23 protein-coding genes are annotated in these 21,848 nt (G+C 73.7%); 10 read left to right on the forward strand and 13 right to left on the reverse strand.

The genetic code is table 11. The annotated features are described in order from the left end of the window. The first annotated feature begins 1 nt into the window (after nt 1). From AMIR_RS30195 to AMIR_RS30205, 3 genes are read left to right on the forward strand one after another with little or no spacing between them, the layout of a single operon-like run. Nucleotides 2-763 (forward strand): ATP-binding cassette domain-containing protein, encoded by a 762-nt coding sequence (locus tag AMIR_RS30195; protein ID WP_015804783.1) that lies wholly within the window; start codon nt 2-4, stop codon nt 761-763. Then, nucleotides 760-1,794 carry an ABC transporter permease gene (locus AMIR_RS30200; protein ID WP_015804784.1) on the forward strand — a complete coding sequence of 345 codons (1,035 nt, stop codon included), beginning with the start codon at nt 760-762 and terminating at the stop codon, nt 1,792-1,794. The genes AMIR_RS30195 and AMIR_RS30200 overlap by 4 nt, the downstream gene beginning before the upstream one ends. A 19-nt stretch (nt 1,795-1,813) precedes the next feature. Further along, nucleotides 1,814-2,785 carry an ABC transporter substrate-binding protein gene (locus tag AMIR_RS30205; protein ID WP_015804785.1) on the forward strand — a complete coding sequence of 324 codons (972 nt, stop codon included), beginning with the start codon at nt 1,814-1,816 and terminating at the stop codon, nt 2,783-2,785. A gap of 70 nt (nt 2,786-2,855) precedes the next feature. On the opposite strand, the gene AMIR_RS30210 is transcribed toward AMIR_RS30205, so the two are convergent. Next, on the reverse strand, nt 2,856-3,923 hold the full coding sequence (locus AMIR_RS30210; protein ID WP_245554558.1) for a hypothetical protein: 1,068 nt from the start codon (nt 3,921-3,923) through the stop codon (nt 2,856-2,858). Between the two features lie 72 nt (nt 3,924-3,995). Here AMIR_RS30210 and AMIR_RS30215 point away from each other — a divergent pair, with 72 nt between their 5' ends. Both AMIR_RS30215 and AMIR_RS30220 read left to right on the forward strand, forming a co-directional pair. Beyond that, complete coding sequence (locus AMIR_RS30215) at nt 3,996-5,669, forward strand: alpha/beta hydrolase (protein WP_015804787.1); 1,674 nt, start codon at nt 3,996-3,998, stop codon at nt 5,667-5,669. Nucleotides 5,670-5,796: 127 nt separating this feature from the next. Next, entirely contained in the window at nt 5,797-7,476 is a 1,680-nt protein-coding gene (locus AMIR_RS30220; protein ID WP_015804788.1) for an alpha/beta hydrolase, read from the forward strand. 465 nt (nt 7,477-7,941) lie between these two features. Here the strand turns inward: AMIR_RS30220 and AMIR_RS30225 are convergent, their stop codons facing one another. From AMIR_RS30225 to AMIR_RS30235, 3 genes are read right to left on the reverse strand one after another with little or no spacing between them, the layout of a single operon-like run. Continuing rightward, complete coding sequence (locus AMIR_RS30225; RefSeq protein WP_015804789.1) at nt 7,942-8,598, reverse strand: response regulator; 657 nt, start codon at nt 8,596-8,598, stop codon at nt 7,942-7,944. 37 nt (nt 8,599-8,635) lie between these two features. Next, entirely contained in the window at nt 8,636-10,192 is a 1,557-nt protein-coding gene (locus AMIR_RS30230; RefSeq protein WP_041838510.1) for a GAF domain-containing protein, read from the reverse strand. Between the two features lie 17 nt (nt 10,193-10,209). Continuing rightward, nucleotides 10,210-10,614 (reverse strand): pyridoxamine 5'-phosphate oxidase family protein, encoded by a 405-nt coding sequence (locus tag AMIR_RS30235; protein WP_015804791.1) that lies wholly within the window; start codon nt 10,612-10,614, stop codon nt 10,210-10,212. 143 nt (nt 10,615-10,757) lie between these two features. On the opposite strand from AMIR_RS30235, the gene AMIR_RS30240 reads away from it, so the two are divergent. After that, entirely contained in the window at nt 10,758-11,612 is an 855-nt protein-coding gene (locus tag AMIR_RS30240; protein WP_015804792.1) for an arylamine N-acetyltransferase family protein, read from the forward strand. A gap of 138 nt (nt 11,613-11,750) precedes the next feature. On the opposite strand, the gene AMIR_RS30245 is transcribed toward AMIR_RS30240, so the two are convergent. The 3 genes from AMIR_RS30245 to AMIR_RS30255 all read right to left on the reverse strand — a co-directional run bounded on the left by AMIR_RS30245 (nt 11,751) and on the right by AMIR_RS30255 (nt 14,292). Continuing rightward, entirely contained in the window at nt 11,751-12,305 is a 555-nt protein-coding gene (locus AMIR_RS30245; RefSeq protein ID WP_015804793.1) for a hypothetical protein, read from the reverse strand. Nucleotides 12,306-12,367: 62 nt separating this feature from the next. Next, complete coding sequence (locus tag AMIR_RS30250) at nt 12,368-12,946, reverse strand: hypothetical protein (RefSeq protein WP_015804794.1); 579 nt, start codon at nt 12,944-12,946, stop codon at nt 12,368-12,370. A 152-nt stretch (nt 12,947-13,098) separates the two neighbouring features. Beyond that, complete coding sequence (locus AMIR_RS30255; protein ID WP_015804795.1) at nt 13,099-14,292, reverse strand: acetyl-CoA C-acetyltransferase; 1,194 nt, start codon at nt 14,290-14,292, stop codon at nt 13,099-13,101. Nucleotides 14,293-14,417: 125 nt separating this feature from the next. Between AMIR_RS30255 and mce the strand changes: the two genes are divergently transcribed. Continuing rightward, the gene (gene mce, locus AMIR_RS30260; RefSeq protein WP_015804796.1) at nt 14,418-14,858 is read left to right on the forward strand and encodes a methylmalonyl-CoA epimerase; all 441 of its coding nucleotides are present in this window, start codon (nt 14,418-14,420) and stop codon (nt 14,856-14,858) included. Between the two features lie 179 nt (nt 14,859-15,037). After that, entirely contained in the window at nt 15,038-16,345 is a 1,308-nt protein-coding gene (locus tag AMIR_RS30265; protein WP_015804797.1) for a coiled-coil domain-containing protein, read from the forward strand. A gap of 174 nt (nt 16,346-16,519) precedes the next feature. Here AMIR_RS30265 and AMIR_RS30270 read toward each other — a convergent pair whose 3' ends face one another. Next, the gene (locus tag AMIR_RS30270; protein WP_015804798.1) at nt 16,520-17,215 is read right to left on the reverse strand and encodes an alpha/beta fold hydrolase; all 696 of its coding nucleotides are present in this window, start codon (nt 17,213-17,215) and stop codon (nt 16,520-16,522) included. A 39-nt stretch (nt 17,216-17,254) separates the two neighbouring features. Between AMIR_RS30270 and AMIR_RS30275 the strand changes: the two genes are divergently transcribed. After that, the gene (locus AMIR_RS30275; protein ID WP_015804799.1) at nt 17,255-17,785 is read left to right on the forward strand and encodes a GNAT family N-acetyltransferase; all 531 of its coding nucleotides are present in this window, start codon (nt 17,255-17,257) and stop codon (nt 17,783-17,785) included. Nucleotides 17,786-17,825: 40 nt separating this feature from the next. Here AMIR_RS30275 and AMIR_RS30280 read toward each other — a convergent pair whose 3' ends face one another. Beyond that, complete coding sequence (locus AMIR_RS30280) at nt 17,826-18,119, reverse strand: hypothetical protein (protein ID WP_041837131.1); 294 nt, start codon at nt 18,117-18,119, stop codon at nt 17,826-17,828. 156 nt (nt 18,120-18,275) lie between these two features. Between AMIR_RS30280 and AMIR_RS30285 the strand changes: the two genes are divergently transcribed. Beyond that, nucleotides 18,276-18,485: an FmdB family zinc ribbon protein gene (locus AMIR_RS30285; protein ID WP_015804801.1), complete on the forward strand. Its 210-nt coding sequence runs from the start codon at nt 18,276-18,278 to the stop codon at nt 18,483-18,485. Between the two features lie 90 nt (nt 18,486-18,575). Here AMIR_RS30285 and AMIR_RS30290 read toward each other — a convergent pair whose 3' ends face one another. The 4 genes from AMIR_RS30290 to dhaK all read right to left on the reverse strand — a co-directional run bounded on the left by AMIR_RS30290 (nt 18,576) and on the right by dhaK (nt 21,695). Then, the gene (locus tag AMIR_RS30290; protein ID WP_015804802.1) at nt 18,576-19,139 is read right to left on the reverse strand and encodes a DUF3558 family protein; all 564 of its coding nucleotides are present in this window, start codon (nt 19,137-19,139) and stop codon (nt 18,576-18,578) included. Nucleotides 19,140-19,315: 176 nt separating this feature from the next. Beyond that, the gene (gene dhaM / locus AMIR_RS30295; RefSeq protein WP_041837132.1) at nt 19,316-20,071 is read right to left on the reverse strand and encodes a dihydroxyacetone kinase phosphoryl donor subunit DhaM; all 756 of its coding nucleotides are present in this window, start codon (nt 20,069-20,071) and stop codon (nt 19,316-19,318) included. Further along, nucleotides 20,068-20,694, reverse strand: coding sequence for a dihydroxyacetone kinase subunit DhaL (gene dhaL / locus AMIR_RS30300; protein ID WP_015804804.1), 627 nt, complete (start codon nt 20,692-20,694; stop codon nt 20,068-20,070). The genes dhaM and dhaL overlap by 4 nt, the downstream gene beginning before the upstream one ends. Next, nucleotides 20,694-21,695: a dihydroxyacetone kinase subunit DhaK gene (gene dhaK, locus AMIR_RS30305; RefSeq protein WP_015804805.1), complete on the reverse strand. Its 1,002-nt coding sequence runs from the start codon at nt 21,693-21,695 to the stop codon at nt 20,694-20,696. The genes dhaL and dhaK overlap by 1 nt, the downstream gene beginning before the upstream one ends. Nucleotides 21,696-21,848: the final 153 nt, after the last annotated feature.

Genomic DNA, 21,848 nt, shown 5'->3' on the forward strand with positions numbered 1-21,848 from the left:
TGTGGGTTTACCCCTGTTGGAAGCGAAGGACCTGGTCAAGAACTACGGCGGCGTCGAGGCCCTGCGGGGCGCGAGCTTCACGGCCGAGGCCGGTGAGGTCGTCGCGCTGATCGGCGACAACGGCGCGGGCAAGTCGACGCTGGTCAAGTGCCTGTCGGGGGTGGAGCGGCCGGACGCCGGGACGATCTCGTTCGACGGGAACCCGGTGTCCCTGCCCTCCCCCACGGCGGCCCGCGCGCTGGGCGTCGAAACGGTCTACCAGGACCTCGCGGTCGCGCCGGACCTCGACCCGGCCGCGAACCTGTACCTGGGCCGGGAGCTGCGCAAGCCGGGCCTGCTGGGCAGGCTCGGCGTGCTGGACAAGAAGGAGATGCGGCGGCGCGCCCAGTCCTCGTTCGCGGAGCTGGGCGTGTCGCTGCAGAGCGTGGACGTGCCGATCGGCTCGCTGTCCGGCGGGCAGCGGCAGAGCGTGGCGGTGGCCCGCTCGGTGGTGTGGGCCGGCAGGCTCGTGTTCATGGACGAGCCCACGGCGGCGCTGGGCGTGGTGCAGCGCGAGAAGGTGCTCGACGTGGTGCGGCGGGTCCGCGACCAGGGCATCGCGGTGGTGCTGATCAGCCACAACATGCCCGAGGTGCTGGCCGTGGCCGACCGGGTCGAGGTGCTGCGGCTGGGCCGCAGGGTGGCCCGCTTCCGGACGGCCGACGCGACCGTGGAGGACCTGGTCGGGGCGATGACCGGGGCGCTGCACCAGGAGGAGTCGTGACCGCCGGGGAGAAGGCCCCGCTGGAGCCGGACGTCCGGCCGAGGGGCGAGCTCAAGCGCAGGCTCGCCACCTCCAACACGCTGTGGATCGGCCTGGTGCTGCTGGTCCTGGTCGCGGTGTTCGGCGCACTGCGCCCGGACGCGGTGCTGACCACGTTCACCCTGCAGACGACGCTGGTGGAGACCTCGGTCCTGCTGGTGCTGTCGGTCGGCATGACGTTCGTGATCATCACCGCCGGGATCGACCTGTCGGTCGGCTCGGTGCTGGTGTTCTCCGGCGTCACGGCGGCGATGGCGATGAACGCGGTCAGCGGCGGCGACGCCACCGGCGCGGGCTGGGGAACCGTCCTCCTGGGACTGGTCGTGGCGCTGGCGAGCGGCGCGGCGTGGGGCCTGCTGAACGGCCTGCTGATCGCGCGGGCGGGCATCCCGCCGCTGATCGTGACGCTGGGCTCGTTCGGCGCGGCGCTCGGCGCGGGCCAGCTGCTGTCCGACGGGTCGAACGTCAGCGGCGTCCCGGACGTGCTGACGGACGGGCTCGGCACCGGGACGTGGTTCGGCGTGCCCAACCTGGTGCTGCTCGCGGCGGCGGTGACGGCGGTGGGCGCGCTGCTGCTGTCCACGACCCGCTTCGGCAGGCACACCCACGCGATCGGCTCGAACGCGGAGGCCGTGCGGCGGGCGGGCGTGTCGGTGTCCGGGCACCTGGTGAAGGTGTACCTGCTGGCGGGCGTGCTGGCCGGGCTCGCCGGGTTCATGGCGCTGGCGTACTTCCGGGTCGCCTCCATCACCGGCCACGACACCGACAACCTCAACGCGATCGCGGGCGTGGTCCTGGGCGGCACCAGCCTGTTCGGCGGGGTCGGCTCGGTCGTCGGCACGGTGCTGGGCGTGTTCATCCCGGCGGTGCTGCGCAAGGGCTTCGTGATCGTGGGCGTGAACGTGTACTGGCAGCCGATCGCCGTGGCCGTGGTGCTGGTGGCCGCCGTGTGGTTCGACCAGTCGCGGCGAAGGGCCAGGAACCGGCGCTAGCTGATTCAGGGAGGGGAACATGTCGATGAGGACAGCGGTTCTCGGTGCGGTGGCGGTGCTGCTGCTGGCGGGGTGCGGCGGTGGCGGGCAGATCGGCGACTCCGGCGGTGACGTGGACGCCAAGAAGATGGTGCTGATCCCCGGCGTGACCGCCGAGCCGTTCTACATCTCCATGGAGTGCGGCTTCCGCGAGGCGGCGCAGGCGGCGGGCTACCAGGTCGACGTGCAGGCGCCGTCGAAGTTCGACTCGAACCAGCAGATCCCGATCGTCAGCGGCGTGCTGGCGAACAAGCCGGGCGCGGTGCTGATCTCCCCGACGGACGACACCGCGCTGGCCGGTCCGATGAAGTCGCTCAAGGACGCGGGCGTGAAGGTCGTGGAGGTGGACACCGCGCTGGTGGACACCTCGGTCGCGGTGTCGTCGGTGTCGTCGGACAACGAGCAGGGCGGCGCGCTGGCCGCGCGGACCCTGGCCGAGCTGGTGGGTGACAAGACCGGTTCGGTGCTGGTGCTCAACACCAAGGCCGGGACGAGCACCACGGACGCCCGCGCGAAGGGCTTCGAGACCGAGCTGGCCAAGCACCCGAACCTGAAGTACGCGGGCCAGCAGTACACCGACAACGAACCGGACCAGGCCGCGTCGAAGGTGACCGCGACCCTGGCGGCGTACCCGGACCTGATCGGCGTGTTCGCGACCAACCTGAATACCGGTGAGGGCGCGGCGACCGGGCTGCGCAACGCGGGGAAGACCGGCGCGGTGAACCTGATCGGGTTCGACGCCAGCCCCAAGCAGGTCGAGGACCTGCGCGGCGGGGTGGTGCAGGCGCTGATCGCCCAGGACCCGGCCACGATCGGGAAGACCGGGGTCGAGCACGCGATCGCCGCGATCGAGGGCAAGGAGGTCCAGCGGACCACCGAGACCGACCTCGTCGCGCTGACCAAGGCCGACATGGACTCGAAGTCGGAGTACTTCTACAAGCAGGAGTGCTGACGCGCGGTCCACGACGGGGGCGGGGAGGCGCGCGCTTCCCCGCCCCTGCCCCTGCCCCTGCCCCCGCCCGTCACAGGTACTTGTTGGCCAGCTCGGAGTACTCGCGCTCCAGGTCGTCGGCCAGGTACGCCACGTACGCCCACGGCACGTCGTGCACGTGGTCGCGCATCCCGATCAGGTGCCGCTTCGCGCGGGGCGCGTCCTCGGCCAGCGCGAACGCCGCCGCGAACAGGTTGTGCGCCTGGAGCGCCCTGGGGTGCGGCTGGAGCTGCGGCAGGGTCTGCGCGTCGGCTGAGGTCCACCGGTCGGCAGCCGCAGCCAGCTCCTCGCGCACCCGCCCGAAGTAGCGCAGCTTCAGCGACGCGATCCGCAGCGCGCTGCGGTCCCCGACGGCCTCCTCGAACTTCTCCAGGAACACCTCGAAGTGCGCGAGCGGCAGCATCGCCACCACCGGGTTGCCGGTGGGCGCGGCGTCCACGCTGCCCTGCGCGAACGCCATCATCTCCTCGGCCGAGCCACCCCACTTGGCGGCCAGTGTCTGCAACCGGGTCCAGTGCGCCGGGTAGAGCGTGGGGCAGCGGGCGACGACCTCCCGCCACACCTCGTCCTTCTGCTCCCGGTCGACCTGCAGGCCGAGCCCGGCCACCTGGAGCTGCGCCCACGGCACCGCGTCCCCCGGCAGCAGCTTGGCCGCCTCGTGCAGCGGGGCGACCGACTTGCGCAACGTCGCGAAGAAGACCTTGAACCGGTCCTTGCCCACCGAGTCGGCCCGCCCGGTCCCCCGCACCGCCCAGGCCTCGCGGATGAAGGCGGTGCCCGCCAGCAGCCACAGGTCGGGGTCCTCGTTGGACTTGGCCAGTTCGAGCAGCTCGTCGGCGTGCCCTATGGCGTGCTCGCCCAGCACCTCGACGCGCAGCGCCCTGACCTCGGGGTCCTCCCGGCACTCGGCGAGAACGGTGGTGGCGGCTCTGAGGTGCCCCGCGTCCATCTCCTCGGCGGCGATGTCCAGGATCGCGTCGTCGTAGGTGTGGTCGCGCACCACCTCGCGGGCGACCGCCGCCGGTCGCCTCCTCCGGAAAACTCCCACATCGGCGAGATTACTGACCTGCGGCGGGGTCGTGTCAGCACCACTGCTCACGGCGTGACGCCTTGTGACGTGCGGCACCGTGCGCTGAGGTGGGGCGCGGAGGCACGACGGAAGGGGGAGGACATGCGCAGAGCGCTCATCGCCGCGCTTTCGGTGCTGCTCGCGGGCTCGCTGTTACCCGCGCGGGCGGTCGCCGAGCAGGTCGGGCAGGTCGGGCAGGTCGGGCAGGTCGGGCAGGTCGGGCAGGTCGGGTCGCCTGAGCAGGTCGGGCAGGCTGAGCAGGCCGGGCCACCGGTGGGTGGCAAGCAGGTCGCGGAGCGGTTCCTGACCCAGCGGATCGAGTGGATCCCGTGCGCCGAGCCGGACCTGCCGGGGTTGGAGTGCGGCGACTACCGCGCGCCGTACGACTGGAACGCCCTCGGCGACCAGCGGGTGGTGACGATCGCGGTCAGCAGGCTGCGGACGGCGGAGGGGGTCACCAGGAGCCTGCTGACCAACCCCGGCGGCCCCGGTGGCCCCGGCCGGTGGCTGCCGCTGCGGTTCGCCTCCCGCCAGCGGCTGCTCGCGAGCACCGAGATCATCGGGGTCGACGTGCGCGGCACGGGCGCCAGCACGAACCTGACCTGCGGGAACCTCGACTGGACGACGATCGCCGACCCGCGCGACCGCAGCCGGGCGAACACCGACCTGCTGTACGACGCGGCGCGGCTCCAGGCCCGCGCGTGCCAGTCCAGGTCGGGCGACCTCGGCCGGGTGGTGACCACCGAGCAGACCGTGCGCGACCTGGACCTGCTGCGGCACCTGCTGGGCCGTGCCCAGGCGGACTGGGTGGGCTACTCGGGCGGGACGTGGATCGGCGCCTACTACGCGACGTTCTTCCCGAAGCGGGTCGGGCGGTTCGTGCTCGACTCGAACGTGGACTTCACCGCCCCCTGGAAGAAGATCCTCAACGACTCCTTCGGCCCCGGCTTCCAACGCCGGTTCGAGGTCGACTACCTGCCGTGGGTCGCGAAGCACGACGCCCACTACCGCCTGGGCCCGACCCCGCAGGAGGTGCTGCGGGTCTACGAGGCGGTGCGCGCGAAGGTCAAGGCCGAGCCGTTCGCGCTGGAGGACGGCACGGTCGTCGACGAGATCCTGTTCGACCTGCTGTTCGCCCAGACCCAGTACCTGAAGGAGCTGTTCCCCCAGCTCACCCCGCTGCTGTCCTACCTGGCGCACGCGCTGGGCGTGGTGGGCGGCGCCGAGGCCACCGGGTCCGCGACCGCGTCGAACGCGCTGGCGGCGCTGGCGGCGCTGGCGGCGCGCCACCCGGACGCGGCGAACGCGACCCTGCACGCGATCGCCTGCAACGACACCCCGTTCCAGGGCGACCGCAGGACCTTGGCCAGGGACGCGGAGCGCATCGGCGCCCGCTACCCGTTCTTCGGCTACTACCAACCCGTCGCCCCGTGCGCCTTCTGGAACCGCCCGCAGATCGCACTGCCGACCCCGAACGGGAAGGGCGTGCCGCCGGTGCTGATGGTCCAGTCCGAACGCGACCCGGCGACCCCGGTCGAGGGCGCGGTGCGGGCGCACCGGGCGTTCGCGGGCTCGCGGCTGCTGACCGTGGTGAACGAGGGCGACCACGGCCTGTACGCGGGCGGCAACGCGTGCGTGGACGACGTGGTGGAGGCGTTCCTGGTCGACGGCGTCGTCCCGAAGCGGGACCTGACCTGTCAGGGCACGCCGCTCCCCGAGCCCCTGGTGGCGGAGGCCGCACCCCCGATCAGGCCGGGTTTCACGTTCCCCCTGTGACGCTCACCCTCCGGTACCACCACTGAGGCTGTTCCGGCTCAGCACCTGTGCCCACGGGTGACTCCCTTGTGCCGTTCGGACACCGTGCGTTGAAGTTGGCGGCGGACGAACCTCGAAGGGGGAGCACATGCGCACAACGCTCATCGTGGTGCTGACCACGCTGCTCACCACCCCGCTGTTACCCGTGCCCGCCTCCGCAGCCCCGACGGGCGCGGAGGTGGGCCCGGTGGAGATGGGCACGGTGGAGATGGGCCCGGTGGAGGTGGGCAGCGAGGTGGGCGCGGAGGTGGGTGGCGGGCCCGTGGCCGAGCACCTGCTGCGGCAGCGGATCGACTGGACGCCGTGCGCGGAACCCGACCTGGCGGGTCTGGAGTGCGGGGCCTACCGCACCCCGCGCGACTGGGGCGACCCGGAGGACTCGCGGACCATCACCATCGCGGTGAGCAGGCTCCGCAACGACGACGCGCGCCGCAGCGTGCTCACCAACCCCGGCGGCCCCGGCGGTCAGGGCAGGTTCACCCCCTTGATGCTCCAGGGCAGGCAACGCCTGGTCGAGTCCGCCGAACTGATCGGCTTCGACGTGCGGGGCGCAGGCGCGAGCACCAACCTGACCTGCGGAAACCTGAACTGGCGTCTGGTCGCCGACCCCCGCGACCGCAGCCGCGCGAACGTGGAGCGCCTCTACGACGCCGCAGAACTCCAGGCCCGAACCTGCCAGACCCTCTCCGGCGACCTGCACCGCGTGGTCAACACCGAGCAGACCGCCCGCGACCTGGACCTCCTGCGCCACCTGCTGGGCCGGGACCGCGTGGACTGGGTCGGCTACTCCAGCGGGACGTGGCTGGGCGCGCACTACGCGACCCTCTTCCCGAAGCGCGTGGGCCGTTTCGTGCTCGACTCGAACGCCGACCTCACGGCCAGGTTCCAGACCATGTTCCACGACTACTTCGCCCAGGCCTTCCAACGCCGATTCGACGTGGACTACCTGCCGTGGGTGGCGAAGCACCACGACGCGTACGGCCTGGGCCGAACCGCGGGGGAGGTGAAGCGGGTCTACGAGGCCGTGCGCGCGAAGCTGGCCGAGGCCCCTTTCATCCTCCCGGACGGGACGGTGCTGGACGCGATCGCCTTCGACCAGACCGCGTTCCAGACCCAGTACCGCAAACTCCTGTTCCCGATGGTCACCCCGGACCTGGCCGACCTGGCCCGCCGCTTGGGCGTGGTGGCCCCCGAGCCGCAGTCGGCCTCAGGACCGCGGCTCGCCGCCTCGGATTTCCCCACCCTGACCACCCTGACCGCGCTGGCCAGCCGCTACCCGGACGCGGAGAACGCGACCCTGTTCGCCGTGGCCTGCAACGACACCCCGTTCCACGGTGGACGCGCGGACCTGGCCCGCGATGCCGAACGCACCGGTTCCCGGTACCCGTTCTTCGGCTACCACCAACTGCTCGCACCCTGCGCCTTCTGGAAACGCCCACCCCTCACCCTGCCGAAGCCGACCGGCGAGGGCGCACCCCCGCTCCTGCTGGTCCAATCCGAACGCGACCCGGCAACCCCGGTCGAAGGCGCCCGCAGATCCCACAAGATCCTGAAGGGCTCCCGGATGCTGACCGTCCTGAACGAGGGCGACCACGGCATGTACGCCGTGGGGAACAACCCGTGCGTTGACCGCGAGGTGGAGGACTTCCTGGTGGACGGCAAGATCCCAGAACGCGACCTGACCTGTTCAGGAACGGCCCTACCGATACCGAACGAACTGGGCACGGTGACGACCGCACTGCCGGCGTTGATCGGGTTTCCGCTGTAAGCGGGCTGTGGGGCGTGTGGGGCGCGAGTAGAGCGAGTAGAGCGAGTTGATAAGAACAAATGCCGCCTCGCCGGCGGGGCAGACCTCCAAAAAAGAGGGGGACGGGCTCTGCCGGCCGGTGGCCGTTGGTCCTGTGGTCCGGTTTAAGGAAAACCACTGCGGTGGTCCGGGTCCCTCTTCTCCGTTTGGCCTCCTTTCAGGCAAGCACGCTCGTCAAGACGCCGTTTGACTCGGGTGGTCTGCCGCAGAGTGCGGCGGCATCTTGACAAGCGTGCTCGGGCTTCGCCAGGCCAAACGGAGAAGAGGGACGCGGGAGTGGGGGGCTGTGGCTCGCTTCGCTCGCACACAGCCCCCGGAGGTCTCGGCTATGCCCGGTGGGCGCCGGTGGTCCTGTGGTCCTGTGCAAAACCCAGCCCGGTTGGGCAGGTTCCCGGTTGGGCAGGCTGCCCTCTAACGGGCGGGGCTTCAGTAGTGCTGGTAGCCACCTGCCTGGCGGCGCTTGGCCGCGTAGACGCCGGCCTCGGTTCGGCGGTCGAATCCCAGCTTGTGCAGCAGCGACGACACGTAGTTCTTGACCGTCTTCTCCGCGAGGAACAGCCTTCCCGCGATCTGCCGGTTGGTCAGGCCTTCCGCGATCAGGTCCAGGATTCGTCGCTCCTGCGGGCTCAGCGACGCGTACCGGGGGTCTTCCACCGGCCCGCCCCGCAGGCGTTGCAGCACCGTCGCGGTCACCCCGGCGTGCAGCAGCGAGCCGCCTGACGCGAGCGTCCGGATCGCCGACACCAGGTCGTTGCCCGACACCTGCTTGAGCATGTACCCGGCCGCGCCGGCCATGATCGCCCCGAACAGCGCCTCGTCGTCGTCGTACGACGTCAGCATCAGGCAGGCGGGCGGCGGCTGGTTTCCGGACCTGATGTCCCGGCACACCCCCACCCCCGAACCGTCGGGCAGTCGCACGTCGATCACGGCCACGTCCGGCTTCAGCTCCGCCGCCGCGGCGACCGCGTCCGCCGCCGTCCCGGCCTCGCCGACGACCGAGATGTCCGGCTCCACCTGCAACAGCTGCAATAACCCGCGCCGGACGATCTCGTGATCGTCCACCAGCAGCACCGAGATGGTCATCCCGCGAGCACTCCCCACGTCGTCCGTACCCCGAGGGCTAGGCGGCCACCAGCGGAACCGACCACCGGATCACCACCCCCTTCCCCTCCTCGCTCTCCACCTCGCACACCCCGTCCCACCGCTCGGCGCGGGCCCGCATGTTCACCAGGCCGCCGATGCGCCGCCCCTGGACGCCGGGCAGCCCGGCGCCGTCGTCGGACACCACGAGCCGGACCGCGGTCGCCGCGCCGTCCACGGAGAGCCGGACCCCTACCCGCCTGGCTCCGGAGTGCCTGGCCGCGTTGGCCAGGGCCTCTCGCAGCGTCGCCAGCAGGTCAGGGCGGATCTCGTCGGGGACCAGCGAGTCGATCGCGCCCTCCACCACCAGCTCCGGCTCGAACCCGAGCATCCGCACCGACTCCTGCACCGCCGCCAGCACCTGCGAGCGCAGGCTGGACACCCCGGACGGCTCCTGGAGCGAGAAGATCGTGCGCCGGATCTCCCTGATGGTCTGGTCGACCTCGCTGACGAACTCCCCCAGCCGCTCCGCGACCACCGGCTGCTCGATCAGCCCGTTCAACCCCTGCAAGCCCAGCCCCAGCCCGAACAGCCGCTGCACCACCAGGTCGTGCAGGTCGCGGGCGATGCGGTCGCGGTCCTCCAGCACCGCGATGCGCCGTCCCGCGCCCTGGGCCTTGGTGAACTCCAGGATCAGCGCGGCCTGCCGGGCGAACGACTCCACGAGCGCCACGTCGCCCCGGTCGAACGTGCTGCGCTCCGGTCCCCTGACCACGAGCAGCACGCCGAGCACCCGATCACCCGCCGCGAGAGGCACGATGACGACGGGGCCCGCGCGCCCGGCGTGACCGGGCAGCTCGTCCAGCACCTTGGGCCTGCCGGTGGTGAACACCTCGCGGCTCGCGCTGCCCTCGCGGGACACGGTGAACCCGCGCAGCGCCCCGTCCTCGACCCGCACGTGCAGCTCGCCGTCCGCGTCGGGCATGGCCATGGCGGCGCTGACGGCGTCGGCGGCGAGCCGGGCGCGCACCGCGACCAGGCGCAGCGCGTCGCGGTCCGGGGTGCCGGTGAGCAGCGCGTTGGTGACCTCGTTGGACGCGCGCAGCCACACCTCGCGCTGCCGGGACTCCTCGTAGAGCCGGGCGTTCTGGATCGTGATGCCCGCCGCTGCGGCCACGGCCTCGACGACCTCGCGGTCGGGCTCGGTGAACCCGCCACCGCCGATCTTGTCGGTCAGGTAGAGGTTGCCGAACACCTCGCCGCGCACCCGCACGGGCACGCCGAGGAACGCCGGGTCGCCGGGGTCGAACGAGGTGGGCGCGCCTCCGGGGCGCGCTGCGCCGTCCTCGCCGACGGTGAACTCCAGCAGCTTCCGGTCCGGTCCGACGACGGCGAGCGCGCCGTAGCGCGCGCCCGCGAGGTCGCACGAGGACTCGACCAGCCTGCGCAGCACGTCGGGCAGCGACAGGTCGCTGGCCAGCGACACGACCGCGCCGAGCAGCCTGCGCATCCGCTCCTGGGAGTCGACCACCTCGGCGGAGCGCTCGGTCAGCAGACCGACCAGCGCTTCTAATCGCGTCGCGTTCGGGTCCCCCACCGGGTCGAGGTTATCGGTCACGGCGCTGGAATGCGACGACCCGTCATGAGCTCGACGACCATGCTCAGGTAGTGGTCACCGCCCTCGATGCCCCTGGTGGGCAGCTCCAGCGCGCGGGCCCGCTCCAGCGCGTCGTCGCCCACCACCTCGGTGACGTGCCCGATGACCAGCACGGACCAGCCGGACGACAGGTCGTCGGCGATCTGGTCGACCTCGAACGCCACGATGCTGTCGCGGGTCCCCGCCGCGGCGCTGCTCCTCGGGACGCGCATCAGCAGCGCTCCCCGGTCGACGACGTAGACCACCGGGTGGACGACGGGCAGGGCGTTCGCGGTGTACACCAGCCTGCCGACGCCCTGGGTGGCGAGCAGCCGCATGCACTCCTCGTGCGGGAGCACCTCCAACCCAGCCGAGTCCAGCATCGCACCCTCTTATCCATCCCCCGGATCGACCACGCCCCCGTGCCGGGTGTCTAAGTTCGGGCACGGAGGGCGGAGCTGCCTAGGGGCATAAGACCCCCTGTCGTCGTCTCAGTCCGACGTTTCACCTGATTGGGGGATAGCTAATGGCGCTGATCGACGTCGTGGGGCTGCTGCGGCGACTGCGCGTGGTGGCCGAGCCGCCGAGCGCGGACGCGCTGCGCCGGATGCACCGGGCGTTCGTGGCGCGGGTGCCGTACGAGAACGTGGAGATCCAACTGGGCCGCCCGACCTCGGTGGACCCGGCGGAGTCGGTGGCCAGGATCGTGGACCGGGGGCGCGGCGGGTACTGCTTCCACCTGAACGGGGCGCTGGCCGCGCTGCTGCGGGGGCTGGGCTACCGGGTGACCGCGCACGCCGGGCACGTCCAGGGGCGCGCCGGGGAGCCGCCGGAGCTGAACCGCTCGCACCTGGCGCTGGTCGTCTCCGGGCTGCCGGCCGCCGACTGCCCGGACGGCCGCTGGCTGGTGGACGCGGGCCTCGGCGACGGCCTGCTCGACCCGCTGCCGCTGCGCGCGGGCGAGCACCGGCAGGAGGTGCTCGCGTTCGGCCTGGCCGGGTCGCCGCTGGTCGAGGGCTGGCGGTTCACGCACGACCCGAGGGGCAGCTTCCACGCCGTGGACGTCGAGTCCGAGCCGACGACCACCGGGACGTTCGCGGCGCGGCACCACCACCTGTCGACGTCCCCGGACTCGCCGTTCGTCCGGGCGTTCACCGCTCAGCGGGTGGACGCGACCGGGATCGACCTGCTGCGGGCGCTGACCCTGACCAGGCGCGCGGTCGAGGGGGACCGGACCCTGGTGCTGGAGGCGCGCCGGGACTGGGCGGCGGCGCTGGCCGACGTGTTCGGGCTGGTCCTCGACGCGGACGAGGTGGCCGTGCTGTGGCCGAAGGCGCTGGCCCAGCACGAGGCGCACCTGGCCGCGCGAGCGGTGGGCTAGCGGAGAGCGGAGAGCGGAGGGCTAGCGGCGGGCGGCGGCTAGCGGAGAGCGGCGGGCGGTGGTCGGCGGGCTAGTGGTGGGCGGCTAGTGGTGGGCGGCGGGTGGTGGGCGGCGGGTGGCGGGTGGCGGGCGGGTGGCTCAGGTGAGCCCGATGGTGATCTGCTCGTCGACCACGCCCCGGTAGCGCGGGCCCGCGGCCTGGCGCAGTGCGCCGTCCAGCACCGGCAGCGGCGCGAAGGTGTCCGCGACGGGCAGCCGGTAGCGGCCGTCCTCGCGGCGGAGCAGGTGGGCCATCTCCGGGTGCCGCGCGGCGAAGCCGGGGTCGCCGGGGAACAGGTCCAGCCGCAGGAACGTCCTGGGCGCGCTCCTGCGGGCCATCCCGGCGTCCAGCGACCGCGACACCGCCACCGCGCCCAGCTCGCCCCAGGCGACCGCCCACGGCTTGCCCTGCGGGTCGTCCCAGCGCACGCCCTGCGCCTCCACGACGAGCCTGCGCGGGCGGCTGAGCTTCTTCCAGGCGAGCAGCGGCAGCAGGCCGAGCACGACGAGCGCGGCCCCGATGAGCAGCAGGGCGAGCCCGCCGGACGAGGCGAAGCCGACCAGCCCGAGCACGCCGAGCGCGAGCGCGACGGCCGCGCCGATCAGCGCCTTGCGGGTGGACGGGCCCGCGACGTCGATGACCACCGGGTGCACGGTGCTTCCTCCTGGACTGGCCGGACTGGCGGGTGGGGCTTCTCGGAGCGGGGGCTCGGGTCTCAGGTCAGGCCGACCGAGAACCCCTCGTCGACCACACCCCGGTAGCGCGGTCCCGCCGCCTGGCGCAGCGCGCCGTCCATGACCGGGATCAGCCCGGCCGAGTCGCCCAGCGGCAGCCGGTACCGCCCGTCCTGCAGGGCGAGCCGCGCCAGCTGCGGGTGCCTGGCCGCGAACCCGGCCGGGTCGGCGGGGAACAGGTCGAGCCGCACCATGGTCCGGCGCACGAGGTTGGACGGGGACACGATCGGCTCCTTGGTGCGGGAGACCGACACCGCGCCCAGCTCGGTCCAGCCGACCGCCCAGGACGCGCCCCGCGGGTCGTCCCAGCGCACGCCCGGCGCCTCGAAGACGAGCTTGCGCGGGCGGCTGAGCTTCTTCCAGGTGATGATCGGCAGCAGTCCGATGCCGGTGAAGACCACGCCGATGACCAGCGCGATCGTGCCACCGCCGAACTCGCCGCCCCCGTACGCCGACACCGCGCCGACCAGCGCCAGCACGCCGAGCACGAGCGCGACGACGCCGCCGACGAGCGCCTTGCGGGTGTCCCTGGTGCCGACGTCGATGACCACGGGGTGCACGGGGTTCCTCCTGGGGGTCTGCTGCCCGCCAGCCTCCCAGAAACCGCACCGGTCCCGCCGGGAGTCCGAAGCATTCCCCGCAGCCGCGCGCACGGGCCGTGACCACCGCCACGCGGGGGACGTCCGGGTGGACGCCCCCGCCGCGGCGCCGCTCAGCCCTTCTTCGGCACCCGCACGATCAGCGCGTCGCCCTGCCCGCCGCCGCCGCACAGCGCCGCCGCGCCCACGCCGCCGCCGCGCCTGCGCAGCTCCAGCGCCAGGTGCAGCGCGATCCGCGCCCCGGACATGCCGATGGGGTGGCCGAGCGCGATCGCCCCGCCGTTGACGTTGACCTTGTCCGGGCTGATCCCCAGCTCGCGCGTGGACACCAGGCCGACCGCCGCGAACGCCTCGTTGATCTCCACGAGGTCCAGGTCGGCGGGGTCGACGCCCTCCTTCGCGCAGGCCGCCTTGATCGCGTTGGACGGCTGCTCGTGCAGGCTCGCGTCGGGCCCGGCGACCACGCCGTGCGCGCCGATCTCGGCCAGCCACTCCAGCCCGAGCTCCTCGGCCTTGTCCTTGCTCATGACCACCACGGCCGCCGCGCCGTCCGAGATCTGGGAGGCCGACCCGGCCGTGATGGTGCCGTCCGCCGCGAACGCGGGCCGCAGCCGGGCGAGCGTCTCGGCGGTGGTGCCCGCGCGCACGCCCTCGTCGGTGCTGACCAGCACCGGGTCGCCCTTGCGCTGCGGGACGGCGACGGGCGCGATCTCCTCGGCGAACAGCCCGGCCTCGGCGGCGCGGGCGGCGAGCTGGTGCGAGCGGGCGGAGAACTCGTCCTGCTCGGCGCGGGTCACGCCGTGGCGGCCGTTGTGCTTCTCGGTGGACACGCCCATCGCGACCTGGTCGAACGCGCAGAACAGCCCGTCGTGGGCCATGTGGTCGACGAGGGCGGTGTCGCCGTACTTGAACCCGCCGCGCGAGTCCTTGAGCAGGTGCGGGGCCTGGGTCATGGACTCCTGGCCGCCCGCGACGACCACGTCGAACTCGCCCGCGCGGATCAGCTGGTCGGCGAGCGCGATGGCGTCCACGCCGGACAGGCACACCTTGTTGATCGTCAGCGCGGGCACGGTCATCGGGATGCCCGCGTTCACCGCGGCCTGCCTGGCCGGGATCTGGCCCGCGCCCGCGGTGAGCACCTGGCCCATGATCACGTACTGGACCTGCTCGGGCGCGACGCCCGCGCGCTCCAGCGCGGCCTTGATCGCGACGCCGCCGAGCTGGGCGGCGGAGAAGTCCTTGAGCGAACCCAGCAGCCGCCCCATCGGGGTGCGGGCGCCGGCGACGATGACGGAACCACGGGACACGACGGCCTCCACGCGAGTGAACACTGGTTAACTCAGCGCCACCACGGTACCGGCCCCCGCCTGCGACTACGGGTGTGAGCCAGCGCACAAGCCCCTCGGGGGGCGCGCCACTACGCTCCGCGGGCATGGAGCTGCTGAGCGGGTTGATCACGGCGGTGGACCACGTCGGCATCGCGGTGCCCGACCTGGACGAGGCGATCGCCTTCCACCGGGAGACCTTCGGCCTCGTCGTCGCGCACGAGGAGGTCAACGAGGAGCAGGGCGTGCGCGAGGCCATGCTGCGCGCCCCCGGCGACGGCGGCGGCGGCACGGCGGTGCAGCTCCTGGCCCCGCTCAGCCCGAAGTCGACCATCGCGAAGTTCCTCGACCGCTCGGGCCCCGGCCTCCAGCAGCTGGCCTACCGGGTGTCCGATGTGGACGCGGCGGCCGAGCGGCTGCGCGAGGCGGGCCTGCGGGTGCTGTACGCGAGCGCCAAGCGCGGCACGGGCGGCAGCCGGGTGAACTTCGTGCACCCCAAGGACGCGGGCGGCGTGCTGGTCGAGCTGGTCGAGCCCGCCGCGCACTGATCTCCGCGCGGCGCGGGGCGTCCGCGCCGCAGGGCGTCCCCGACCCGTTCGGAGCGCCCCCGAACGGACGCCCGCGCCGCGCGCCCACCGGTCCATGATCCTGTCCTGGCAAGGGAGATCGTCCCGCTGTGCGGCCTTCGAGTGCCGGTGGGACTTCCGGAGCGGGTAGCGTTGGCGGCATGGGCCTCGCCGACGACCGTGACCTCGTTCCCCTCGGCTCCGGCTTCGACGTCGTCAAACGCGGGTACGACCGCGGGCAGGTCGAGGAGCACCTGGAGCGCCTCGACTCCGACCTGCGCCTGCTCGCCGCCGACCGCGACGCGGCCATGTCGCAGACCAGCGACCTGGCCCGCCAGCTGGAGGCCGCGCGCTCCGAGATGGCGGACCTGCGCAACCAGATCGACCGCCTGTCGATGCCCCCCACCACGCTGGAGGGGCTGAGCGAGCGGTTGCAGCGGATGCTGCGCCTGGCGCAGGACGAGGCCAACGAGATCAAGGCGCGCGCCGAGGCCGAGGGCGGGCACATCCGGGCCAAGGCCGAGTCGGACGCGGGCGCGCTGCGCAGCAGGTACGACGCCCTGATCGGCGAGCTGGACCAGCGCCGCGCCGACATGGAGAACGAGCACCGGGGCGTGCTGGAGGGCGCGCGCGCCGAGGCCGAGAAGATCGTCGCGGACGCGCGCGAGCAGGCGGGCCGGATCGACCAGGAGGCGCAGCAGCGCCGCACCACGGTCGAGGAGGACTTCGAGATCGCGATGGCGGCCCGTCGCGTGGAGTCGATGAAGACGCTCGCCGAGCAGGAGGCGGGCAGCAAGAACGAGGCCGAGCGCAGGCTCCGCGAGGCGACCGACGAGGCGGCCCGGATCAGGGCGCAGGTCGCGCAGGAGCAGGCGGCGGCGAACGCGGAGGCCCAGCGCCTGGTGCGCGAGGCCACCGAGGAGGCGAACCGCAGGCGGCACGACTCGCTGTCCGAGGCGACCGCGCGCGTGCAGGAGGCCACGGACGAGGCGAACCGCCGGGTCCGGGAGGCCACCGAGGAGTCCAACCGCAGGGTGACGTCGGCGACGCAGAAGGTCGAGGCGCTCAAGCAGCTGCGCAACCGGCTGTCGCAGCAGCTGCACTCGGTGCGCTCGGCCCTGCTGGACGTGACCCCGCTGCTGGACCCGCTGGACGACGAGCAGCAGGCCCGCGCCGCCGAGGAGGCGGGCGCGTCCCCGCAGGTCGCGGCGACGCAGGTGGCCGCCTCGATCGCGACGTCCCAGGTGACGGCCGGGTCGGCGCCGAAGCCCGCGGGCGCGGAGGCGACCCAGCTGATGGCGCGCCCGAAGCCGGTGGACAAGAAGGCCGCCGAGGTCGACCCGGTGACCGTGCAGCTCGCGGGCAAGCAGGGCGAGCAGCAGGAGAACAAGCCCCCGCAGGCCCCGGACGGCCCGACCCAGAAGATGGTCCGCCCGATCCCGCCGAAGGCCCAGCCCGCCCAGCGCTGACCACCGCGCCGAGCGGCGCCACCCGAGGACCCTGGCAAGGCCCAGCGAAGAACCCCCGGCTCCGGTCGGGGGTTCTTCGCGTCGGGGGGTCGGCAGGAGCAGGTCGGCCGAAGCAGGTCGGCAGGACCAGGTCGGCAGGAGCAGGCAGGCAGGAGGCGTTCCCGACCAGGCCCGTCACACCCCCGTCGCGCGCCGCCAGTCCAGCACCGCGTCCGCGAACGCCCCCGGCGCCTCCCAGGGCGACAGGTGCCCCACCCCGGCCAGCTCGACGCACGTCGCCCCGATCTCCCCCGCCAGCGCCCGCGCCCGCTCCGGCGGCGTGACCGCGTCGTGCTCGCCGACCACGACCAGCTTCGGCACGTCCGCCTCCCGCAGCAGCGCCGTCGAGTCGGGCCGCGCCGCCATCGCCCGCTGCGCCCAGGCCACGTCCTCGGCCCGCTGCCCCAGCACCACCGCCCGCACCTCGTCCACCAGCGGCGATCCGGGCGCGAGCAGCCCGCTCACCGAGCCGACCACCGCGCCGACCCCGTGCTCGTCGACCTCGCGCGCCACCGCCAGCCGCTTGTCCCGCGCCTCCTCGACGTCGGCGACCGCCTTGGTGTCGACCAGCACCAGCCCGGCCACCCGCTCGGGCGCGATCCGCAGCAGCGCCATCGCGACGTACCCGCCCATCGAGCACCCGCCGAGCACCACCCGCCCGATCCCCCGCCCGTCCAGCTCGGCCAGCACCCGCCGGGCCGCGCCCGCCAGGTCGGGCTCGCCGCCCGCGCGCTGGTCGGGCGTGATCGGGTCGAGGCGTTCGCGGACCCCGTCCCACATGCGGGAGTCGACGGGGAAGGCGTGCAGCAGGACGAGCGGCGAGGTTTCCACGCCCCCCAATCTGTCAGACCCCGCCGCTACCGTCGCCGCATGACCGATCACCCGGCGCGCTACCCGGACCAGGTGCTGACCGAGCGCCTGCTGCTGCGCAGGACCACCGACGCCGACCTGCCCGCGGTGACCGAGGTCCTGGGCGACCCGGCGGCGCACGTCCACAACCCGGCGCGCCCGAGGACGCCGCGGGAGGTGGCCGAGCTGCTGGCGAGCTGGCGCGAGCACTGGCGCGCCGACGGCATCGGCTACTGGGCGGTGCTCTCGCGGGAGAGCGGGGAGCTGCTCGGCGTGGGCGGCCTGCGCGTGCACGTCGTGGGCGGCGAGCGGGTGCTGAACCTGTCGTACAGCTTCCGCACGCGGCACTGGGGCCGGGGCTACGCCACCGAGATGGCGCGCGCGTCCCTGGAGCGGGCGGCGGTCAGCCACCCGGACCTGCCGCCGGTGGTCGTCACCGCCCCGGAGAACACCCCGGCCCAGCGCGTGGCCGAGAAGCTGGGCCTGGCGCACGCCGGTGACGTGGAGCAGGACCCGGAGGAGGGCGAGCTGCGCGTCTACCGCAGGCCGTGAGCCGGGCGGGCGGACCGGGTGGCCGCCACCGGCGCCGGGACTACCAGCGCCGGGACGACGGCCCCCGTCGCGCGCGGGCGTTCCAGCAGGACTGGTGCCAGTGCCTGCGGTCCTCCACCGAGCCGTAGTCGGCGGCGGGCCAGGCCACCACGTGCGGGGTGCCGGGCCGGATCTCGTGGTCGCAGCCGGGGCAGCGGTAGGTCTTCGTGGTGCCCGCGCCGGAGATGGCGCGCACCAGCCACTCGCCGTCCGAACCGGACTCGGATCGCGCCCAGCCGTGGCCGCCGGGGGTCGAGGGCTCTCCGGTGTGCTTGGGGCGGTTGCGGCGCGGCACGCGACAACCGTATCCGCACCGGGCATCCCCCGAACGCACCAAGCCCTCCGACGGGCGATGCACGGCCGGAGACCTCCATCACGCGACCGGGGTCACCCGTTCGACAGCACCGGGGCGCTCTGGTGCCCACCGCGCGCTCCGGGCGACAATGACCGCGTGCCGACCTACGAGTTCCGCTGCCGCGCCTGCGGCTCGACCTTCGACGTCCAGCGCCCGATGAGCGAGGCGTCCGCCCCCGCGAGCTGCCCGGACGGGCACGCGGACACGGTGAAGCTGCTGTCGATGGCGGGCCTGAGCTCCGGCGCGACCGCGCCCCAGGGCGGTGGTGGCGGCGGAGGGTGCTGCGGCGGCGGCTGCTGCGGCTGACCGCCCGGAACCGACCACCCCCGGAGTCCGGCGGGGCCAGCCGGGCGCGCAGCCCGACCGCTCCCCCGCCGGAGGCTCACCTCGGCCCGGTCACGGCTCCTTGGCCAGCAGCTTCTCCGCCACGGCCTTGCCCTGCTCGCAGATCGCCCCGTACTTGGCCGACCCGTCGATCACGATGATCCCGACCCCGCCCCCGGCGTAGTCCATGACCATCACGCACGACGGCTGCACGCTGGAGTCCGTGGTCCGGTCGAAGTAGGTGACCTTCCGCCCGTCGACCGTGTACTCACCATTGGTCTTGTCCAGCGTGATCGGCCGGTCCTCGCGGAAGCGCAGCGTCACGCCGACGTCCAGCGTCCCGGTGCTGTGCTGCCACTTGCAGGACTGGTCGAACTCCCGGTCGTACCCGACGTCGGTGGGCGGCGCGCCCTTGTCCGCCACCTCGTAGGGCAGGTCCTTCCAGCTGATCAGGTCGCAGTAGTCCTGCGCCGCGCTGTCGTCCCCGCTCGGCTTGGTGCTGCTGCCGGGGCTGGTCGACGAGAACGGCTGCTCCACGTCGAGCACCCCTGGGACCGGGGTCCCGTTGACCGAGTGGGTGCACGCGCTCGTCGCGCCGAGCACCAGCACCATGAGTGAGATCACCGCGCGCCGCATGGCACAACCATGCCAAAAGGGTGAGCGACCTGTCTCGCCAGGTGCGCCGGCCGGTCCACGAGCACGCGCTGACCTGGGCTTCCGCTCACCCGGCGCACCCGCTCCGCGCCCGTCCGCAGGACCCCGACCGGACGACAGCGCCCCGGTCCCGGCTACGTCGGGTAGCGCGCCGGCGCTCACCCGTCGAACCCGCGCGCGGCCAGCTCGGTCACCCGCCGCACCGCCTCCTCGGCGTCGACCCCGACCGCGACGACCTCCACGCTGTCCCCGCCGGTCGCGCCGAGTCCCATCAGCTCCAGCACGCTGCGCGCGTCGACCTCCCGCCCGCCGTGCCGGACGACCACGCGCGCGTCCACCCCGGCCAGCGCCCGCGCGACCAGCCCGGCGGGCCGCGCGTGCAACCCGACGTCGTTGACCAGCGGCACCACCGCCCGCACCACGCCGTCACCGGCGGCACCGCCTGCGCCACCGGGACCGGCACCGGCACCGGCACCGGCACCGGCACCACCGTCAGCACCACCGTCAGCGCCGTCACCGGCGGCACCACCGCCCGCCCGCTCCCCGCTCCCCCAGGCCCAGAGCGCCGCCGCCACCACCGCCTCCAGCGCCGCACCGCCCTGGGCCGCCACCGCCGCCGCGACGGCCCCGGTCACCAGCGGCGCGTCCACGACCGCCGCCGCACCGCCGAACTCCTCCACCGCCAGGTCCGCGACCATGCGCGCGCTCCCGAGGTCGAACAGCACCACGACCCCGCCCCCGCCGTCAGCGTCGGCCAGCCCCTCGACCACCGCCGCGTAGTCCGTCCCCAGCCCACCGCCGCCGTCCCCGCCGACGGCGACGAGCCGCACCTCCGGCGCCATCTGCCCGGCCAGCTCCACCACCCCCTCGGCGAGCTTGCGGCTGTGCGAGACCACCACGATCCCCACGCTCACCCGGCGGCCACCCGAGCCAGCGCCCCCAGCAGCAGCGCGGTCGACCGCGCGCCGGGGTCCATGTGCCCGGCGGACCGCTCCCCCAGGTACGAGGCCCGCCCCTTGCGCGCCACCAGCGGCACGGTCGCCCGCGCCCCGCCCTCGGCGGCGGCAGCGGCGGCGGCGAGCACCTCGCCCACCCCGGCCCCGCCGAGCCCGGCGGCTGCCGCCGCGGCCGGGCTCAGCGCGTCCACCATCGTCTTGTCCCCGACCTGCGCCTTGCCCCGCGCCACGACCCCGTCCAGCGCCGCCCGCAGCGCGAGCGCGACGTCGTCCCCGGACAGCTCGGCGACCTCGCCGAGGGCGGTCGCGGCCCGCAGCAGCGCCGTCCCGTACAGCGGTCCGGCCGCCCCGCCCACGGTGGAGATCAGCGTCGTGGCGACCAGCTTCAGCACCGCCCCCGGCGTCGTGGGCTCGGCCAGCGCGACCTTCTCCGCCGCCGCCAGGAACCCCCGGCTCAGGTTCTCCCCGTGGTCGCCGTCGCCGATCTCCCGGTCCAGCCGCACCAGCTCGTTCCGGTGCGCCACCACCACGTCGGCCAGCGCCCGGACGGCCCCGGCGACCTCGCGCGCCCCGCACCCCATCACAGCCCCCAGCGCAGCGCGGCGGTGCGCACGGGCGCGTCCCACAGCTCGACCAGCTCGTCGTCCAGCTTGAGCAGCGTCAGGCTCAGCCCCTGCATCTCCAGGCTGGTGACGTACGACCCGACCAGCCGCCGCCGCACGGTGATCCCGCGCTCGGCCAGCCGCGCCTCGGCGATGCCGTGCGCCAGGTACAGCTCGACCAGCGGTGTCCCGCCCATCCCGTTGGTGAGCAGCAGCACCTCGTCCCCCTCGGCGAACGGCAGGTCCTCCAGGACGGGCCCGAGCAGCGCGTCGACCAGCTCGTCCGCGCTGCCCAGCGGCACCCGGCTGCGGCCGGGCTCGCCGTGGATGCCGATGCCGAGCTCCACCTCGCCGTCGCCGAGGTCGAAGCTGGGCTCGCCGGCGTGCGGCACGGTGCACGGCGCGAGCGCCAGCCCCATGGTCCGCACCCCGGCCACGACCTTCCGGGCCAGCGCCTCGCACCCGTCCAGGTCGACCCCGCGCTCGGCCGCCGCGCCGACGATCTTCTCCACCAGCACGGTCCCGGCCACCCCGCGCCGCCCGGCGGTGTGCAGCGAGTCCTTCACCGCCACGTCGTCGTCGATCAGCACGGTCCGCACCTCGAGCCCCTCGGCGGCGGCCAGCTCGGCGGCGGTCTCGAAGTTGAGCACGTCGCCGGTGTAGTTCTTGACCAGCAGCAGCGAGCCGACGCCGCCGTCGGTGGCGACCAGGGCCGCGAGCACCTGGTCGGGGGTGGGCGAGGTGAACACCGGGCCGGGGCAGGCCGCGTCGAGCATCCCGCGCCCGACGAACCCGCCGTGCAGCGGCTCGTGCCCGGACCCGCCGCCGGAGACGAGGGCGACCTTGCGGGACACCGGGGCGTCGGCGCGCAGCACGAGCGCCGGGTCGAACCGAACGTCGAGGAGGTCGGGGTGCGCGGCGGCCACACCGCGCAGCGCGTCCACCACCACGGTGCCCGGATCGTTGATGACCTTCTTCACTGGAGCCTCCGATCGCCGCTGACCGTCCCTCCCATTCCTACCCGCTGGGAGGGGCGGGCACCGGGGGCCGAGGTCGACCGGGAACGCGGCCCTTCGGTGCTTGCGCCGGGGCCTTCCGTTGATCAGGATGGAGCGTTCGCGCCGCCCTGGACC

Source organism: Actinosynnema mirum DSM 43827 (assembly GCF_000023245.1).
Classification (GTDB): domain Bacteria; phylum Actinomycetota; class Actinomycetes; order Mycobacteriales; family Pseudonocardiaceae; genus Actinosynnema; species Actinosynnema mirum.

Bases quoted from the DNA above. Each gene is read 5' to 3' on its own strand.
- AMIR_RS30205 (WP_015804785.1), top strand. From the start codon at position 1,814: ATGTCGATGAGGACAGCGGTTCTCGGTGCGGTGGCGGTGCTGCTGCTG.
- AMIR_RS30215 (WP_015804787.1), top strand. From the start codon at position 3,996: ATGCGCAGAGCGCTCATCGCCGCGCTTTCGGTGCTGCTCGCGGGCTCG.
- AMIR_RS30220 (WP_015804788.1), top strand. From the start codon at position 5,797: ATGCGCACAACGCTCATCGTGGTGCTGACCACGCTGCTCACCACCCCG.
- AMIR_RS30225 (WP_015804789.1), bottom strand. From the start codon at position 8,598: ATGACCATCTCGGTGCTGCTGGTGGACGATCACGAGATCGTCCGGCGC.
- AMIR_RS30235 (WP_015804791.1), bottom strand. From the start codon at position 10,614: ATGCTGGACTCGGCTGGGTTGGAGGTGCTCCCGCACGAGGAGTGCATG.
- AMIR_RS30240 (WP_015804792.1), top strand. From the start codon at position 10,758: ATGGCGCTGATCGACGTCGTGGGGCTGCTGCGGCGACTGCGCGTGGTG.
- mce (WP_015804796.1), top strand. From the start codon at position 14,418: ATGGAGCTGCTGAGCGGGTTGATCACGGCGGTGGACCACGTCGGCATC.
- AMIR_RS30265 (WP_015804797.1), top strand. From the start codon at position 15,038: ATGGGCCTCGCCGACGACCGTGACCTCGTTCCCCTCGGCTCCGGCTTC.
- AMIR_RS30275 (WP_015804799.1), top strand. From the start codon at position 17,255: ATGACCGATCACCCGGCGCGCTACCCGGACCAGGTGCTGACCGAGCGC.
- AMIR_RS30290 (WP_015804802.1), bottom strand. From the start codon at position 19,139: ATGCGGCGCGCGGTGATCTCACTCATGGTGCTGGTGCTCGGCGCGACG.
- dhaL (WP_015804804.1), bottom strand. From the start codon at position 20,694: ATGGGGTGCGGGGCGCGCGAGGTCGCCGGGGCCGTCCGGGCGCTGGCC.